The 16258-nt window shown below is 68.7% G+C and carries 17 protein-coding genes and 1 pseudogene; 10 read left to right on the top strand and 8 right to left on the bottom strand.

What is annotated here, in order from left to right; genetic code table 11:
* Positions 1–378: 378 nt before the first annotated feature.
* The 3 genes from HLH36_RS13675 to pip all read right to left on the bottom strand — a co-directional run bounded on the left by HLH36_RS13675 (position 379) and on the right by pip (position 2576).
* A complete protein-coding gene (locus tag HLH36_RS13675) occupies positions 379–954 on the bottom strand; it encodes a cob(I)yrinic acid a,c-diamide adenosyltransferase (protein ID WP_182986917.1) in 576 nt (191 codons plus the stop codon).
* Positions 955–1005: 51 nt separating this feature from the next.
* The gene (locus tag HLH36_RS13670; protein ID WP_182986916.1) at positions 1006–1554 is read right to left on the bottom strand and encodes a DUF4142 domain-containing protein; all 549 of its coding nucleotides are present in this window, start codon (positions 1552–1554) and stop codon (positions 1006–1008) included.
* A 74-nt stretch (positions 1555–1628) separates the two neighbouring features.
* Entirely contained in the window at positions 1629–2576 is a 948-nt protein-coding gene (pip, locus tag HLH36_RS13665; RefSeq protein ID WP_182986915.1) for a prolyl aminopeptidase, read from the bottom strand.
* Positions 2577–2660: 84 nt separating this feature from the next.
* On the opposite strand from pip, the gene HLH36_RS13660 reads away from it, so the two are divergent.
* Together HLH36_RS13660 and HLH36_RS13655 are read left to right on the top strand one after the other, a co-directional pair.
* Positions 2661–3041: a DUF423 domain-containing protein gene (locus HLH36_RS13660; protein WP_338030460.1), complete on the top strand. Its 381-nt coding sequence runs from the start codon at positions 2661–2663 to the stop codon at positions 3039–3041.
* Positions 3038–4030 carry an SAM-dependent methyltransferase gene (locus HLH36_RS13655; protein WP_182986914.1) on the top strand — a complete coding sequence of 331 codons (993 nt, stop codon included), beginning with the start codon at positions 3038–3040 and terminating at the stop codon, positions 4028–4030. The genes HLH36_RS13660 and HLH36_RS13655 overlap by 4 nt, the downstream gene beginning before the upstream one ends.
* On the opposite strand, the gene HLH36_RS13650 is transcribed toward HLH36_RS13655, so the two are convergent.
* A complete protein-coding gene (locus HLH36_RS13650) occupies positions 4016–4327 on the bottom strand; it encodes a hypothetical protein (RefSeq protein ID WP_182986913.1) in 312 nt (103 codons plus the stop codon). The genes HLH36_RS13655 and HLH36_RS13650 overlap by 15 nt on opposite strands.
* A 113-nt stretch (positions 4328–4440) precedes the next feature.
* Here HLH36_RS13650 and HLH36_RS13645 point away from each other — a divergent pair, with 113 nt between their 5' ends.
* A complete protein-coding gene (locus HLH36_RS13645) occupies positions 4441–4953 on the top strand; it encodes a thioredoxin family protein (protein ID WP_182986912.1) in 513 nt (170 codons plus the stop codon).
* 126 nt (positions 4954–5079) lie between these two features.
* On the opposite strand, the gene HLH36_RS13640 is transcribed toward HLH36_RS13645, so the two are convergent.
* The 4 genes from HLH36_RS13640 to HLH36_RS13625 form a co-directional block, all read right to left on the bottom strand.
* Positions 5080–6756, bottom strand: coding sequence for a M3 family oligoendopeptidase (locus HLH36_RS13640; RefSeq protein WP_182986911.1), 1677 nt, complete (start codon positions 6754–6756; stop codon positions 5080–5082).
* 48 nt (positions 6757–6804) lie between these two features.
* A complete protein-coding gene (locus tag HLH36_RS13635) occupies positions 6805–7800 on the bottom strand; it encodes an LLM class flavin-dependent oxidoreductase (RefSeq protein ID WP_182986910.1) in 996 nt (331 codons plus the stop codon).
* Between the two features lie 88 nt (positions 7801–7888).
* On the bottom strand, positions 7889–9841 hold the full coding sequence (locus HLH36_RS13630; RefSeq protein WP_246376852.1) for an OPT family oligopeptide transporter: 1953 nt from the start codon (positions 9839–9841) through the stop codon (positions 7889–7891).
* 100 nt (positions 9842–9941) lie between these two features.
* Complete coding sequence (locus tag HLH36_RS13625; RefSeq protein ID WP_182986909.1) at positions 9942–10541, bottom strand: hypothetical protein; 600 nt, start codon at positions 10539–10541, stop codon at positions 9942–9944.
* Between the two features lie 231 nt (positions 10542–10772).
* Between HLH36_RS13625 and ispH the strand changes: the two genes are divergently transcribed.
* The 7 genes and pseudogenes from ispH to pstC form a co-directional block, all read left to right on the top strand.
* Positions 10773–11771, top strand: coding sequence for a 4-hydroxy-3-methylbut-2-enyl diphosphate reductase (gene ispH, locus HLH36_RS13620; RefSeq protein WP_182968434.1), 999 nt, complete (start codon positions 10773–10775; stop codon positions 11769–11771).
* Between the two features lie 15 nt (positions 11772–11786).
* Positions 11787–12752 (top strand): homoserine kinase, encoded by a 966-nt coding sequence (locus tag HLH36_RS13615; protein WP_182986908.1) that lies wholly within the window; start codon positions 11787–11789, stop codon positions 12750–12752.
* Positions 12742–13266 carry a ribonuclease HI gene (gene rnhA, locus HLH36_RS13610; protein ID WP_220792845.1) on the top strand — a complete coding sequence of 175 codons (525 nt, stop codon included), beginning with the start codon at positions 12742–12744 and terminating at the stop codon, positions 13264–13266. The genes HLH36_RS13615 and rnhA overlap by 11 nt, the downstream gene beginning before the upstream one ends.
* The gene (locus tag HLH36_RS13605; RefSeq protein WP_182986907.1) at positions 13263–14000 is read left to right on the top strand and encodes an ATP-binding cassette domain-containing protein; all 738 of its coding nucleotides are present in this window, start codon (positions 13263–13265) and stop codon (positions 13998–14000) included. Before rnhA ends, HLH36_RS13605 begins: the two co-directional genes overlap by 4 nt.
* A gap of 2 nt (positions 14001–14002) precedes the next feature.
* On the top strand, positions 14003–14767 hold the full coding sequence (locus tag HLH36_RS13600) for an ABC transporter permease (RefSeq protein WP_220792852.1): 765 nt from the start codon (positions 14003–14005) through the stop codon (positions 14765–14767).
* Between the two features lie 12 nt (positions 14768–14779).
* A complete protein-coding gene (locus HLH36_RS13595; protein WP_182986905.1) occupies positions 14780–15733 on the top strand; it encodes a nucleoside hydrolase in 954 nt (317 codons plus the stop codon).
* A gap of 222 nt (positions 15734–15955) precedes the next feature.
* Positions 15956–16258 (top strand): annotated as a pseudogene (gene pstC / locus HLH36_RS13590) (phosphate ABC transporter permease PstC); the annotation flags it as partial.

Raw genomic sequence — 16258 nt, 5'->3', positions numbered from 1 at the left:
AGGGTATTTCCTGCTTGATTACCGGGGGGATGTGGGAGGAAGCAGGGGGGCTTTTCGTCTTTTCCCCGGGTTCTGGAATTGGCGGGATAATAAACATCACGTTTCCGTGATGTCTAGCTCGATCCTGTATTCCGCCGGGATGGCGATGCCGGGTGCGCCGACATGATTTGAAAAAATGAAGATCCCGTGGGCCCGGATAGGCACGCCGCTGTCAGAGCCTGACCGAAAATGGGGGCTGGCGAGCGAGAGCGGCCCAAGGAGCCGCGTCCGGCATGTGTTTGCCGAGGCATCGGAGTGGAGTGGCCTTGATGGTCATGAACACCGAAGCGCAGGCAACACGTGCTGGATCGCCGCCAGCGCGCATTTTCGGTCGGGCTCTCAGATATCCGGGCTGCCGGGATGCCACAGCACGTCGTCCTGTCCGTCATTGTTCAGGTGCCGGGCCAGTACGAACAGATAATCGGACAGCCGGTTCAGGCAGCGCAGGACGGACGCGCTGACGGGTTCGGCATGGCGTAGCGTCACGACCTGGCGTTCTGCCCGGCGGGCCACTGTGCGGGCCAGATGGGCGTGGGCGGCGCCCGGACTGCCGGCTGGCAGCACGAAACTGCGCAGGGGCGCCTGGCAGGCGCGCAGCCGTTCCGTCGCCTGTTCGAGAAACGCGACCGCCGCGTCGCCGCCGCGGAAATTGTCGGTATCGGCCGGGCCGGATTCCGGCACGCACAGGATGCCGCCGATATCGAACAGCAGGGACTGGATGCGTGCCAGGCAGGCGGCATCGGGCGAGGATGCCGGCACATGCAGCCGCAGGACGCCGATCGTGGCATTGGCCTCGTCCACCGCGCCCAGGGCCTCGATGCGGGCGCAGGATTTGTCCACCCGCGTTCCGTCGCCCAGCGCGGTCTGCCCGCCATCGCCGCCGCGGGTGACGATGCGATCGATTCGGATGCTCATGGTGCGTGTCGGTTCCTCATGGTCGGGGGACCGGCTGCAGCTTCGTTCCGGTCAGTGATGTGGGCGACGATGGTGCCCGTGTTGGCCCAATGTCCTGGCCATGTCCAGATGGGACTGGATGGCCGCCTGCATGTCGGTGGCGTAGGTTTTCAGGGCCGGGTCGGACCCGCTAGCGGCTTCGGCCTGGAACAGCGGGGCGGCGTCATTGTGGCCCGCGATCTGCAGGGCAGTAAAGTCGCGGTCGAAGGCACGCCCCTTTTCGGCCTTCAGACTGTCCAGAACATGTTCCTCGTCCGTGTTCAGATCGTCGGGCAGGGTGGTGCCATGCCGGTCGGCGATGGCCTTCAGCCGGTCCTGGCTGGCTGTGTGGTCGGAGACCAGCCGGGCGGCGAAATCCTTGACATGCGGGTTGCGGGCCTGGGTGGCGGCCAGCTTTGCCGTCGCGATGATGAAATCGTTGCTGCGGGCGGCCTTGTCGATGAACGTGGCGTCGGTCTCGGTCAGGGCGGGCGGCGGCGCGGGTGCGGGTTTCGGTGCGGTGGCGCAGGCGGCCAGCGGCAGCAGTAATGCGGAGAGCACCCAGCGATCATGTTTCGTCATCGGTCCCTGATCCTTTCCCGGCATGGCGGACACAGGTCCAACGTGGGCATCCCCAAGGGGTTCGGGCGATGCGGCTAGAGCGTGCGCATCTCTTCGACGCAGGTGACCAGCCGCCGGCGGATTCCCGGTTCCAGCGCGGAATGTCCTGCATCGGGCACCAGGCTGAGTGTGGCGCCGGGCCAGGCACGGGCGAGGTCCCACGCGGAGGTGCAGGGGCAGATCATGTCGTAGCGGCCCTGGACGATGATGCCGGGAATGTGGGCGATCCGCTCCATATGGGCCAGCAGGCCGCCGGGTGGCAGGAACAGGCCGTGGCGGAAATAATGGGCCTCGATCCGCGCCAGGCCGATCACCGCGCGGTCGCGGGCGAAGCCGGCGACGGCGGCGGGGGCCGGGATCAGGGTGGAGCATGTGCCCTCATAGCCCGACCAGGCCCGCGCCGCCGGCAGGTGGATCGCCGGATCGGGATCGAACAGCAGCCGGCAATAGGCCGCCAGCGGATCGTGGCGTTCATGCTCGGGCAGGTGCGACAGGAAGGCCGCATGCGCGTCGGGAAAGACCTGGGCCAGCCCGTGGAAGAACCAGTCCAGTTCGCTCGGCCGGCCCAGGAAGATGCCGCGCAGGATCATCGCCCGCACCCGTTCGGGGTGGGCCTGGGCGTAGGATAGTGCCAGCGTCGAGCCCCATGAACCGCCGAACAGGAGCCAGTCTGCGATGCCCAGCGCCGTGCGCAGGCGCTCGATATCCTGCACCAGGTGCGGCGTGGTGTTGGCGACCACCGAGGCGTGCGGGCGCGAGCGGCCCGCGCCGCGCTGGTCGAACAGCACGATTCGCCAGTGCGTGGGATCGAAGAAGCGGCGATGGACCGCCCCGCTGCCCGCGCCGGGGCCGCCATGCAGGAACAGGACCGGCCGCCCGGCCGGATTGCCCGCCTGTTCCCAATAGAGTTCGTGCCCGTCGCCGACAGGCAGGGTGCCGCTTTCGTACGGCGCGATGTCCGGAAACAGGTCGTGGCGTGGCATGGGGCGACTATACGGCAACAGGGGCGCCCGGCTAGACTGCCGGTCGTGATGACTTTGTCTGGTTCTCCTTGTTCGGTTTGTTCGGTGCCGCGCCCGGCCCGGCTTTTCCTGTCGCTGGGCGGCCTGCTGGGGCTGCTGTCGGTGGCGGGCGGCGCGCTGGCAGCGCACCTGCCCGATGCGATGTTCGCCACTTCCTCGGGCCGTGATCTGGCGCGCGAGGCCGTGCAGATGGGCATGTGGCATGCGCCCGCGCTGCTGGCGGTCGGCATTCTGCTGTGCGTGCGGGGGCGGCGGGTGCCGCTGCTGCTGGCCGGCGCCGCCTTTGCGCTGGGGGTGGTGCTGTTCAGCGGTGCCGTCGGCTGGACCGGCGTGACGGGGCGGCATCTGGGCCCGGTTGCGCCCACGGGTGGCAGCCTGCTGATGCTGGGGTGGCTGCTGCTGGCGGTGGACGGGCTGCGCCGATGACCGCACCTGTTCATGGCGATGAGGCGCCGGTCGTGCTGCCGCACCCGGTACGTGGGGCCTATCTGGCGGCCGAAGGGTTCGAGGATGCGCTGGCCGAGGAACTGGGCCGGCAGGGCGCGGACATCATGGCGTGGCATGGGCGGCTGGCGCTTTCGGCCAGCCCGCCGGTTGCGGCGGCATGGGCGCTGGATATCTGGCTGGAGCCCGAGATCCATTCCGTCGCCTCGATCGGCGCGGCGGTGGCGCTGCTGCGCGGCCGGCAGCGCAACTGGGCCTGCCATGCCGTGCGCCATCACCGTCGCGCGGCGCTGATTGCCGATCGCCTGCCGCCGGTAGCCGCCCGGCCGCTGGTCTTTCCCGCCGCGGCGCCCACCGGGCATCTGGGCGGGTGGACGCTGCTGGCGCCGGATACGCTGTTGCTGTCGACGCGCAAATCCTCGCCCTTCGTGAACGGGGTGGTGCCGTTCGTCGAGGATCGGGTGGGGCCGCCTTCGCGCGCCTATCTGAAATTATGGGAAGCCTGCGCCCGGCTGGGTGCGTGGCCCATGCCGGGCGAACGCTGCGTCGATCTCGGGGCGTCGCCCGGCGGGTGGACTTGGGCGATTGCGCAATGTGGGGCGGACGTGGTGGCGGTGGATCGTGCGGACCTCGCGCCACAGGTGGCGGCGATGCCGGGCGTGACGCTGCGCCGGGAAAGCGCGTTCGGGATCGAGCCCGCCGAACTGGGGGCGGTGGACTGGATGTTCTCCGATATCATCGCCTATCCGACGCGCCTGCTGGCGCTGGCGCGGCGCTGGATCGCGGGCGGCACGGCGCGGCGCATCGTGATGACCATCAAGTTCCAGGGCACCACCGACCACGAGACCGCTGCCGCCTTCGCCGCGATTGCCGGCGGGCGGGTGCTGCATCTGTGGCACAACAAGCATGAGCTGACGTTTCTGTGGGACCGCGATGCGGCGGCGCAGGCCGGGCCGTTACCGCCCGGCTGAGGACCGGCGCGCGCGTAGCCGGTCGATTGCCCATTCGCCGCCCTGCACGATCGGCAGGGCCAGCAGGAAGCAGGCGACGGCGACCCCCATCACGATCAGCCGTTCGCGCGCCTCGGCGTCCGAGGCGCCGGTCATGCCATACAGGCTGCTCCACAGCCGTGTTCCGGCAATGTGATCGACCAGGTAGGCGACATGGGCGCTGTAGCGCAGGGTGGCCATCAGGCCGGCCGTCACGGCCACCATGGCGGCGGTCTTGATCAGGGTGCGGGCGATGCCGGGTTGCGCGGCCTCTGTCATCCGGGAGAAGATCCTTTTATCGTCATGATGGATCTGTATGGCTTTCGCCGCGTAAGATCCATCTTAACCTGATATTATGCCTTGTTCATCCCTGGCTTCATGGACTGAATTTCATGATTTTCCGCCGCCTTCTTCCCCTGACCGTCCTGATGGCCGGCCTGGCCGCCACCCCGGCCCTGGCCGACCTGCCGCCCGTGCCCCAGGTGGGGCAGGAAACGCCGAAGCCGGTCGCCGCACCCTATGGGCCGACCGAGGGTGCGCAGGCGCAGGTCGATGCCGCCTTCAAGACGGCCAAGGAATCCGGCCGCAATGTGCTGATCGATTTCGGCGGCAACTGGTGCCCGGATTGCCGCATGCTGTCGGGTGTTCTGGCGCTGCCCTCGGTCGCGCCCTGGGTGGCGGCGCATTTCGTTACCGTGATGGTCAATGTCGGGCGGATCAATACCAACCTGGATATCGCCCAGCATTATGGGGTGACGATCAAGGCCGTGCCCACGGTGCTGATCGTCACGCCGCAGGGGCGGCTGCTGAACCCGGACGGTACGTTGGAACTGGGGAATGCGCGGCGCATGTCGGCCCAGGCGGTCGTTGACCTGCTGGCCGGCTGGAACGGGCGCGGGGCCTGAATGGAAGGGCGGGGGTTTCCCCCGCCTTTCTTGATTCGAAAGGCTGTTTGAAAAGTCGGCCTGCCGGGTGAGGGTGCCGCGAAGCGGCACGCCGGATCGCCGGCAGGGTGACTTTGCAAGCAGCCTTTAGCGCGTGTGCAGGAAGCGGTCGGCCTCCTGCACGATGTCGGCCAGGGTGCCCTGCTTGAAGGGGCTGATCAGGCCGGCGGCGTCGACCAGGCCGGTGAAGGGCTGCGAGCCGCCCAGCGCGCAGAGGTCGGCATAGATTGCCATCGCGCCTGCCTGGTCGGCCCGGCTGTGCAGCCAGAACTGCATCGCGCAGCACAGGGCCAGCGTGTAGTCGATATAATAGAACGGCGAGCGGTAGATATGGCCCTGGGCCTGCCAGCGGCCGCCGCCGGCTGGCCATGACAGGTCGCCGTAATCGCGCCAGGGCAGGTACAGCTTTTCCAGGCGCTGCCAGGTTTCATGCCGTTCGGCGGCCGTCATATCGGGGTTGGCGTAGATCTCGTGCTGGAAATGATCGACGCAGACGGCGTAGGGCAGGAAGCTCAGCGAGCCGATCAGGTGCATGCGGCGGAAGCGGTCGGCCAGCCCCTCCTCGACCATCAGGTCGATCTGCGGCCAGGTGAGGAATTCCAGCGCCATCGAATGGATCTCGGCGGCGTCCATGGTTGGCCACAGCAGGTCGATCCCCGGCAGGTCGCGGCTCTTCCAGTTCTGGTAGGCGTGGCCCATCTCGTGCGTGAAGACGGTGATGTCGTGCTGGGTGCCGTTGAAATTGGCGAAGATGAAGGGCATCCCGACGCTGGGAAAGGCGGTGCAGAAGCCGCCGCCGGCCTTGCCCTCGCGATTGCGCAGGTCGAGGAAGCCGCCTGCGACCATCTGGCGGTAGAACGCGCCCAGATCGCCGCCCATGCGGTCGAACATCGTCTGGGCCCGTTCCAGCAGCAGGTCGTGGTCGCCGGCCGGCTTCGGGTTGCCCAGCGGGTCGATCAGCGATTCGTCCCAGAAATGCAGCCGGTCCCAGTTCATGGTCAGGCGGCGGTTTTCCATGATCGCGCTTACCAGCGGCACGATATGGGCCAGCACGTCGTCGCGAAAGCGCGCGACGTCCTCGGGCCCGTAATCGACGCGGCGCATCCGCCGGTAGCCCAGGGGGGTGTAGGTATCATAGCCCAGCGTGCGCGCCATGCCGTGGCGCACCCGGACCAACTGGTCGTAGATCCGGTCCAGCTCGGGCCCGTTGGCGGCGAAGAAGTCCCATCGCGCCTTCTCGGCCTCGTGGCGGACGGCGCGGTCGGGATGTTCGGCGAAGGGGGCGAGGCCGGACAGATTGACCGTCTGGCCCTGCACCGTCACGCGTGCGGCCGCCAGCAGGGCGGTATAGTCGGCGCCCAGCCGGGCTTCCTCTTCCAGGGCCTCGCGGATGCGCGGATCGAAGGTGGTGATGTCGGTTTCCCACAGGCGGACCGTGTGGGTGCCGATGGCGGTGGCGAGGCCCGCGCGGTCGGGATCATCCAGCAGCCGGCGCTTGATGGCGACTTCAAGCTCGGTCACGTGCGGGGTCAGGCGGTCGGCCAGGTCGCGATCGGAGCGGGCCTGCTGGCTGGTGGTGTCCTGGGAGAAGCGCAGGGCGACCATCGAGGCCCAACTGTCATAGGCCCGGCGTTCGGCGTCGAAGCGGGCCAGTGCCTGGGCGCGGTCGCCTTCGTCCAGCAGGGCGGATACGGCGCCGAAGGCCGCATCGAGGCTTTCGGCGGAGGGGGGAGGGAAAGTGAGGTCGGCGAATTGGATGGACATGGCTGCATCATCGCATTCGCGATACGGCCCGTCCACGGTCCTGTGCGGTCAAGCCCCGGCCAGCGCGTGCCGCGCCGCCGCCGCGAGGGCGAAGGAATGCAGGCGGGCGGCGTGGTCGTGGATCGCGCCGACGATCATCAGCTCGTCGGGCTGGTGGCGTGCGATGAAGCGGGCCAGGCCGGTGCGCACGGTGTCAGGGCCGCCCACGACGGCGCAGGCCAGCGCCCGGTCGATTCCGGCCTGTTCGGCCGGGGTCCATAGTCCTTCCGTTTCGGCAACTGGGGGCGGAAACTGGCCGGGCCGGCCCCGGCGCAGGGCGACGAATTGCTGCTGGTGCGAGGTGAACAGGAACCGGGCCTGCGCGTCGGTGTCGGCGGCCACCACGTTCAGCCCCAGCATGACGTAGGGCTGCGCCAGCCGGGCGGATGGGGTGAAATGCTGGCGGTAGAGCGTGACGGCCTCTTCCATCATGTCCGGTGCGAAATGCGAGGCAAAGGCGAAGGGCAGGCCCAGATGGGCTGCCAGATGGGCCGAGAACAGCGACGATCCCAGCAGCCAGACCGGGATATCCATGCCCGCGCCGGGCACGGCCTGCACGCGCTGGCCGGGCTGGGGCGGGGCGAAATAATGCAGCAGCTCGGCGACGTCCTGCGGGAAGCGATCGGCGCTGGTGGGGTCGCGGCGCAGGGCGCGCATCGTTTCCTGGTCCGAGCCGGGGGCGCGGCCCAGCCCGAGGTCGATCCGGCCGGGGAACAGGCTTTCCAGCGTGCCGAACTGTTCGGCCACCATCAAGGGGGCGTGGTTGGGCAGCATGATGCCTCCGGCGCCGACGCGGATATGCTGCGTGCCCGCCGCTAGATGGCCGATCAGGATGGCGGTCGCCGCCGACGCGATGGCCGGCATGGCATGATGTTCGGCCACCCAGTAGCGGTGAAAGCCCAGCGCCTCGGCATGGCGCGCGAGGTCGAGGCTGTTGCGAAAAGCTGTGGCGGCGTCACTGCCGCGAACGATCAGGGACAGGTCGAGGACCGAGAAGGGGATCAACGTCCGAAACTCCTTTTGCCGTTCGTGTCGACGCTCTCAGGGCCTGATGGGACATGTGGGCTGGATCGCCGCCAGCGCGCATGTCCCATCAGGCGCGGCGGATGCGGTGGCCGAACCATGCACATATGGCGGCAAAGACCAGGAATCCCAGTACCGACGGCAGCGTGGTCGTGTCGGGTGAGAGGATGGCCAGCGTGTCGTCGCGGCCGGTGGCGCCGGCGACGCCGGCCAGCAGCACGCCCGTCAGGCTTTCGCCTACGATGAAGCCCGAGGCCAGCATGGTGGCAACGCCGCCTTCGGCCTGACGGGCACCGCGCGCGCAGGCCCAGCCGATGATGGCGCCGATGGCCAGCGTGACGCTGACCGCCGGGGGAAGATACAGCCCGATGCCGACCGCCAGCGGCGGCAGGGCCCCGCCGATGCGGCGCAGGCCCAGATCGGCGACGATGAGTACGACGCCCAGCGCGATGCCGATCAGGATCATCGTCCAGTCGAGCTGGTGCTGGAAGATGCCGATGGCGATGGTGGTCAGGAGGGCGGGTTGCGGTGCGGGCAGGGCATGGTCGGGGTTCATGCCCGCATGGGGCATGGCGCCGACGAAGCCATAGGCCTGGTACAGCAGTTCCAGCACCGGCGGAATGACGATGGCGCCGCTGACGCAGCCCACCAGCAGCGCCACCTGCTGCCGCCAGGGCGAGGCCCCGACCAATTGACCGGTCTTGAGGTCCTGGAGGTTGTCGTTGGAAATGGCCGAGGAGGCGACGATGGCCGAGAGGATATAGAGCGCGAAGGCCACGGCCAGGTGCCGGCCGTTGGCGGACATCGCGGTGGGCAGGACGCCCAGCGGTTCCAGCACCAGCATGAAGGATGCGACCAGGACGATGGCGATGATCGCGATGCCTGAGAGGGGCGAGGAGGAGGACCCCACGATGCCGGCCATGTAGCCGCATGCGGCGGCGACCAGGAAGCCGAACAGGGCGCAGAACGCCACCGCCGCCAGCGCCGCCGTGACGATGGCACCGCCATGGGCGAAGGGATACTGGAAGGCGACGAACAGGACGAACAGGATGGCCAGGCACAGGCCGGTCAGCAGCAGGAGCGTGCGCGGCGTAAGGTCGCGCATGCGCCCGTCCTCGCCGTCCGAACCATGGGCGTGCATCATGTCGCGGATGCCGGCCGCGACCGGGCGCGCCAGCAGGGCCAGTGTCCAGATGGCGGAGATGGCGATGGTGCCGGCGCCCAGGAACCGCACCTTGTGCGTCCAGAGCTGGGTTGCGAAATCGCCGGCGGCGAGGTGGCCGGGATTGGGCAGCCGGACGCTGAGGATCGGGACCGCGACGTCCCACGCGATGAGGGTGCCGATCAGCATGGCGAGGCCGCCGGCGATTCCGACCAGGTAGCCCGCGCCCAGCAGGGCCAGCGAGAAGCCGGTCGAGGCGCGGAAGACGGCGCCGCCCCAGGTCGCGGTCAGTGCCGCGCCGTCGGCCAGCAGGCGCAGCCCGCCGGTGGCGAACGTGACCAGGGCCGACAGGATGCCGCCGGTCAGCAGGGCGCGCAGGCTCTCGGGGCTGCCGCTTTCGGACCCAGCCTTCAGGATCTCGGCCGCCGCGACGCCTTCGGGGTAGGGCAGGTCGCTGTTGGTCACCATGGCCCGGCGCAGCGGAACGGTGAACAGCACGCCGGTCATGCCGCCGGCCAGTGTGATCAGCGTCGTCTCCAGATAGGGAAAATGCTGCCAGTAGCCGATCATGATCATGCAGGGCAGCGAGACGAACACGCAGGACAGCGTGCCGGCCGCCGAGGCCTGCGTCTGGACCATGTTGTTCTCGAGGATCGTGGAGCCGCCCATCGCCCGCAGTACGGACATGGAGATCACGGCCGCCGGAATCGACGACGCGACGGTCAGGCCGATCTTGAGCCCCAGATAGATGTTGGAGGCGGTGAAGACGATGGTGATCAGGGCACCGAGGATAAAACCGCGCACGGTCATTTCCCGCTGGCTGAGGGCGGGCGCGGTCTGGGAAAGGGCGGTGTCCGTCATGCTGTCTTCATGTCGCTGATATCGCTTGGTCTGTCGGTGAAGGCCGCGGGCGGGCGCCGGCCGCCGCCGGCATGGTTGCGCGCCTGCGGCCGCTTGCTGGTCACATGTGATGGAAGGTCGGCGCGATCAGGTGGGTCTGGTTGTAATCCAGTTGCTCCTTCGTCAACTGGAGGCCGACTTCCAGCCGGTAGCCGTCGATCGTGACATGCTTGGATACGGGCAGCGTGATCGGCACGATGCGGGTGTGGGTCAGCATCTGGGTGACGTTGGCCGGGAACTGCACCGTCTCGGTGAACTGCTTCTTGTTCTTGATCTCGTCGCCATAGACCACGGCGACGAAATACGGGATTTCGAGCGTGCGCCCGGCGCCGGGGCCGCGCGTGACGTTCAGGCCCAGGCTGATATCGGCGACGACCGAGGCCGATTTTCCCTCGCCTTTATGGCACTGGCCGGTGACGCGCGTCACGCTGGCACGGGAGGCAAGATGGCCGATATCGTGCGACGGGCCGGTGAAGGCGACGAGGTCGGCCGCCGCGCCGGGGACCTCGACGATCGGGCAGGACGGTGCGAAGGCATCCGGATTGTCCAGGCTGCATGCCGCCAGCGACATGGCGAGCGGCAGGATCGCCAGGCCGCTGAGATGGGCGGGGCGAAAGCGGCGAAGGCCGCTCGGGCTGACGATGGTCATGCGGGAGGTCATGCGGGTTCCGGGGTCTCGTGCTTGGTCATGGTTGCGGGGACCGCCATGTGGACGGGCTGCTTGTGTGGCGCCGGCTGGACTTGTATGTCCAAATGCACCGGGGTTACAGGAAAATGGCTTGCGCCATGGCCCCGGTTTGCGTAGGGCCGGACCAGCACCGGGATGCGCGGCCGGCCGGTCGCAGCCCCCGGCCCGTATCCTATACCGCTCGCCGGCCGTTTGGGGAACACCATGCCCGACCAGATGATTCAGACCTCCGATTCCGCTTCCGTCGAGGCGCCCATGCGGTCGCTGAAGGTTCTTCTGGCCGGGCCGCGCGGCTTCTGCGCCGGGGTGGATCGCGCGATCCGGGTGGTCGAGGAAGCGATCCGCCGCTATGGCGCGCCGGTCTATGTGCGGCACGAGATCGTGCATAACCGGACCGTGGTCGAGGAGCTGGAAGCGCAGGGTGCCATCTTCGTCGAGGAACTGGACGAGGTGCCGGCCGACGCGCATGTGGTGTTCTCGGCCCATGGCGTGCCCAAGACGGTGCCGGCCGAGGCCGAGCGGCGCAACCTGCTGTATCTGGATGCGACCTGCCCGCTGGTCTCCAAGGTGCATCGCGAGGCCGAGCGTCATTTCGCCGATGGTGGCCCGGAGAGCCGCCACATCCTGATGATCGGCCATGCCGGACACCCGGAAGTGGTGGGCACGATGGGCCAGCTGCCGGCCGGCGCGGTGACCCTGATCAACGACGCGGAAGAGGCCCGGACCGTGCAGCCGGCCGACCCCGCGCGCCTGGCCTTCATCACCCAGACCACGCTGTCGGTCGATGACACTGCCGAGATCGTCGAGATCCTGCGCCGCCGCTTCCCGCTGATCGAAGGGCCGAAGCGCGAGGATATCTGCTACGCCACCACCAACCGCCAGGAAGCGGTCAAGGCCATTGCGCCGGGTTGCGACCTCGTGATCGTGATCGGCTCGCCGAATTCCTCCAACTCCCAGCGCCTGCGCGAGGTGGCGGAACGCTCCGGCGCGCCGCGCGCCCTGCTGGTGCCGCGCCTGAGCAACCTGGACTGGTCGGTGCTGGACGGGGTGAACACGCTGGGCATCACCGCCGGGGCCTCGGCCCCCGAGGCGCTGGTGCAGGAAATGGTGACGGCGCTGGCCAAGCATTTCACGCTGGAAATCGAGGAACGGACGGTCAAGGAAGAGAATGTGACCTTCCGCCTGCCGGCGCCGCTGGGCTGATCAGGCCCGGTTCGCATGGCTGTCTATACGGATGTGTCGGATGGGGCGCTGCGGGCGTTCCTGTCCCTCTACGATATCGGTGAACTCACGGCTTATCGGGGCATTGCCGAAGGGGTCGAGAACAGCAATTTCGTCCTGCGGACCACGGACGGCGATTTTATCCTGACATTGTATGAGCGGCGGGTGAATCCCGCCGATCTGCCCTGGTTCCTGGGGCTGATGGGGGCTCTGGCCGATCACGGCCTGTCCTGCCCGCGCCCGGTGGCGGGGCGCGACGGCGATGCCCTGCGCAGCCTGGCCGGACGGCCGGCGGCGATCACGACCTTTCTGCCCGGTGTGTGGCCGCGCGACGTGCGGGTGGAGCATTGTGCGCCGGTGGGGGCCGCGCTGGCGGCGCTGCATGTCGCGGGGCGGGATTATACGGCCGAACGTGCGAACGGGCTGGGGCCGGCCGCCTGGGCGCCCCTGCTGGACTCCTGCCGGGCGGACGCGGATTCGGTGTCGCCGGGCCTTGGGGCCGAACTGGATGCCGCGCTGGCCGCGATCCTGCCGGCCTGGCCGGGAGCCGACGCGTTGCCGCGTGGGCAGATCCATGCGGATCTGTTCCCTGACAATGTCTTCTTTCTGGAGGGCAGGGTGTCGGGGCTGATCGATTTCTATTTCGCCTGCACCGATTTCCTGGCCTATGACATTGCGATCTGCCTGAATGCCTGGTGTTTCGAGGAAGATGGCGCGTTCGTGCCCGAGCGGGCGCGGGCGCTGATCGCGGGGTATGAAACGGTGCGGCCTCTCAGTCCGGCCGAGCGGCGGGCGATGAAGGTGCTGGCCGCGGGGGCCGCGATGCGGTTTCTGCTGACCCGGCTGTATGACTGGCTGAACACGCCACCCGGCGCGATGGTGACGCGCAAGGACCCGCTCGATTACCTGCGCCGCCTGCGCTTTCATCGTGCGGCGGAGGATGCGTCGGTCTATGGCGTCTGATACCGACCGGCCGATCGAGGCCGATGCCGCATTCGAGCTTGACGTGCCGAACGCGTCCGCGCCGGTCGAGATCTGGACCGATGGCGGCTGCAAGCCCAATCCCGGCCCGGGCGGCTGGGCGGCGCTGCTGAAATTCCGTGGCACCGAGCGCGAGATTTCGGGTGGCGAGGCCGAGACCACCAACAATCGCATGGAACTGACGGCGGCAGCCGAAGCGCTGGAGGCGCTGAAGCGCCCCTGCATCGTGGTACTGCATACCGACAGCGAATATGTGCGCAACGGCATCACCCGCTGGCACACCGGCTGGGTGCGTCGGAACTGGCGCAATGCCTCGGGCGATCCTGTCGCCAACATGGATCTGTGGCGGCGGCTGCTGGAGATCAGCAAGCGCCACCAGGTCGAGTGGCGCTGGGTGCGCGGCCATTCGGGCGACGAGAATAACGAGCGGGTCGACCGGCTGGCCACGGCGGCACGCGACGCGCTGGGGCTGGCCTATCCCGTTCGCCGCCGGTGACGGCACCGGCACCTGCGCTGAGGCTGCGGGATCTGGCCGTGGCGCATGGCGGGCGCGTGTTGTTCACCGGACTGGACCTGACGCTGCCGGCCGGGGTGTTTTCCGTGCTGCTGGGTTCCAGCGGGGTGGGCAAGACCAGCCTGCTGCGTGTGATCGCGGGGCTGGACCGCCCGGCGGTGGGCACGGTCGCGGCCGATGACGGCGCGCCGCTGGCGGGCCGGGTGGCCTGGATGGGCCAGCGCGACCTGCTGCAACCCTGGGCGCGGGTGATCGACAATGTGATGCTGGGCGATCGGCTGCGCGGCCGGCGGCCCGATCGCGACCGGGCGGCGGAGTTGCTGCGGCGGATGGGGCTGGCCGACCGGCTGGCGGCGCTGCCGGCCGAACTGTCGGGCGGGATGCGCCAGCGTGTGGCGCTGGCCCGGACATTGTACGAGGATCGTCCGGTCGTGCTGATGGACGAGCCCTTTTCGGCGCTGGACAGCGCGACGCGGGCGCGGATGCAGGATCTGGCGGCCGAGACGCTGCATGGGCGCACGGTGGTGCTGATTACCCATGACCCGCTGGAGGCCTGCCGGCTGGGGCAGGAAATCCTGCTGATGGCGGGGGACCCGGTGCGTGTGGCGGGCATTGCGGTGCCGGAGGGCGCGGTGCCCCGGCCGGCGGATGAGGAATCCGTGCTGCATGCCCAGGGGGTGCTGCTGCGCCGCATGCTGGATGCGGCGGGGCCATGAGCATGCGGCGAATCGCGGGGCGGCTGGGCCGGCTGGTGGGCACGTTGTGCGGGCTGGGCCTGCTATGGTGGGGGATCGTCCGGCTGGGCGGGGTGCCGCCCTATCTGTTGCCGCCGCCGGGAGCGGTGGGGCGGGCCCTGTGGGCGCAGCGTGGATTGCTGGCTGGCGCGGCGGGAACGACCCTGCTGGAAACCGTGTCGGGGCTGCTGCTGGGCACGTTGGGCGGTGGCGTTCTGGCGTTGCTGATGATGGCGTCGGCCCCCGTGCGGCGCTGGATGATGCCGCTGGTGCTGCTCAGTCAGGCGGTGCCGGTCTTTGCGCTGGCGCCGCTGCTGGTGCTGTGGTTCGGCTTCGGCATCGCCTCGAAGGTGGTGATGGCGGTGCTGGTGATCTTCTTTCCCATCACCTCGTCCTTCTTCGATGGCTTGCGCCGCACGCCGCCGGGCTGGCTGGATCTGGCGCGGAGCATGGATGCGCGGCCTGGGCTGGTGCTGCTGCGGCTGCGGCTGCCGGCGGCGCTGCCGGCCTTTGCCTCCGGCCTGCGGGTGGCCGCCGCGATCGCGCCGCTGGGCGCGGTGGTGGGGGAATGGGTGGGGGCGTCGTCCGGGCTGGGCTTTTTGATGCAGACGGCCAATACACGCTTCGAGACCGACCTGATGTTCGCGGCGCTGCTGGTACTGGCGACGATGACGGTGCTGCTCTGGTGGGGGGTGGACCGGGCGTTGGCGCGGATGCTGTACTGGGTGCCGGACGATCGGTCCGATTGAAGGAGGGATATTGTGGCGCGCGCCATCATTATCGACACTGACCCGTCGCCGGACGATGCGGTCGCTTTCCTCATGGCGCTGGCGTCGCCCGACGAGCTGGAGGTGCTGGCGCTGACGACGGTGGGGGGCAACGTGCCGCTGGCGTTGACCACGCGAAACGCCCTGATGGCGCTGGAACTGGCGGGACGGGGGGATGTGCCGGTCTATGCCGGGGCGGCGGGGCCGCTGGTGGGGGCGCTGCGTACCGCCGAGCATGTGCATGGCACCACCGGATTCGATGGCTATGACCTGCCGCCGCCTTCGCTGCAGGCGGCCGAGGGCTTCGCCCCTGATCGGATCGTCGAACTGGTGATGAGCCGCCCGCGCGACAGCGTGACGCTGTGCTGCCTGGCGCCGCTGACCAATATCGCGCTGGCAATGGCGCGCGAGCCGCGCCTGGCCGAACACCTGCACGGAATCGTGCTGATGGGCGGGGCGCGGACCGAGGGGGGAAACATCACCCCGGCGGCGGAATATAATATCCATGTCGACCCGGAAGCCGCGGCGCGGATTTTCGAATCGGGCGTTCCGATCACGATGATCCCGCTGGACTGCACGCACCGGGCGCTGACGACGGCGGCGCGCATGGCACGGCTGCGGGCGATCGGCACGCCGTTGGCCGAGGCGTTCTATCACCTGCTGACCTTCAACAAGCGCTTCAATGCGCGCCAGTGGGGCACGGATGGCGGGCCGCTGCATGATCCGACGGTGATTGCGGCGCTGCTGCGCCCGGATCTGTTCAGCGGCCGGCTGGCGCATGTCGCGGTCGAATGCCACGGAACGCTGACGCGGGGCATGACGGTGATCGACTGGTGGAGCGTGACCGGCGGGCATCCGAACGCCCTTGTTCTCAACAGGGTGGATGCCGAGGGTTACTTCGATCTGGTGATCGAGCGCCTGTCGCGCTTTGGCATCGGATCGCCATAAAGCGCTGAGACGGGGCGATGGAAGGTTGCCGGATCGGGGTGCGCTCCAGTAATGGTCGCGCGTTCGCGCCGGTCCGGCGCGGCCGATCCTGACGTCGCTTCCATGTGGGGCGTCCTGCTGTCCGGAGTCCGCATGGATCAAACATCGTCCCCGTCTTCGCCCGGGTCTTCGTCCGCGTCGTCTGCCGCGGCTTCTCCTGTTCAGCCCCGCGCGACCGGCGGGGTGGGGGACCCTGTGTTTGCGGGGCTGGTACGTCTGTCCGGGTGGCTGATGCTTGGCCTGCTGGGCGGGTTGATCGCGGTTCTGGCGTGGGGCGGGCTTTCGGCGTGGTCGGCGTTCGGACCGGGCTTTGTGTGGAGCACGGTGTGGAATCCTGTATCGCAGCATTTCGGGGCGGCGGCGCCGGTGTTCGGCTCGGTGGCGACGACGCTGCTGGCGCTGGTGTTCGCGGTGCCGCTGGCGTTCGGCATTGCCTTCTGGCTGGTGGAGATGGCGCCTGCGGTGGTGGCGGGGCCGATCGGGATG

The sequence above is a fragment of the Gluconacetobacter aggeris genome, assembly GCF_014174395.1.
Lineage (GTDB): Bacteria > Pseudomonadota > Alphaproteobacteria > Acetobacterales > Acetobacteraceae > Gluconacetobacter > Gluconacetobacter aggeris.
Note: the sequence above shows the minus strand (reverse complement) of the source record. Positions and strands in the feature narration are given on the sequence as shown.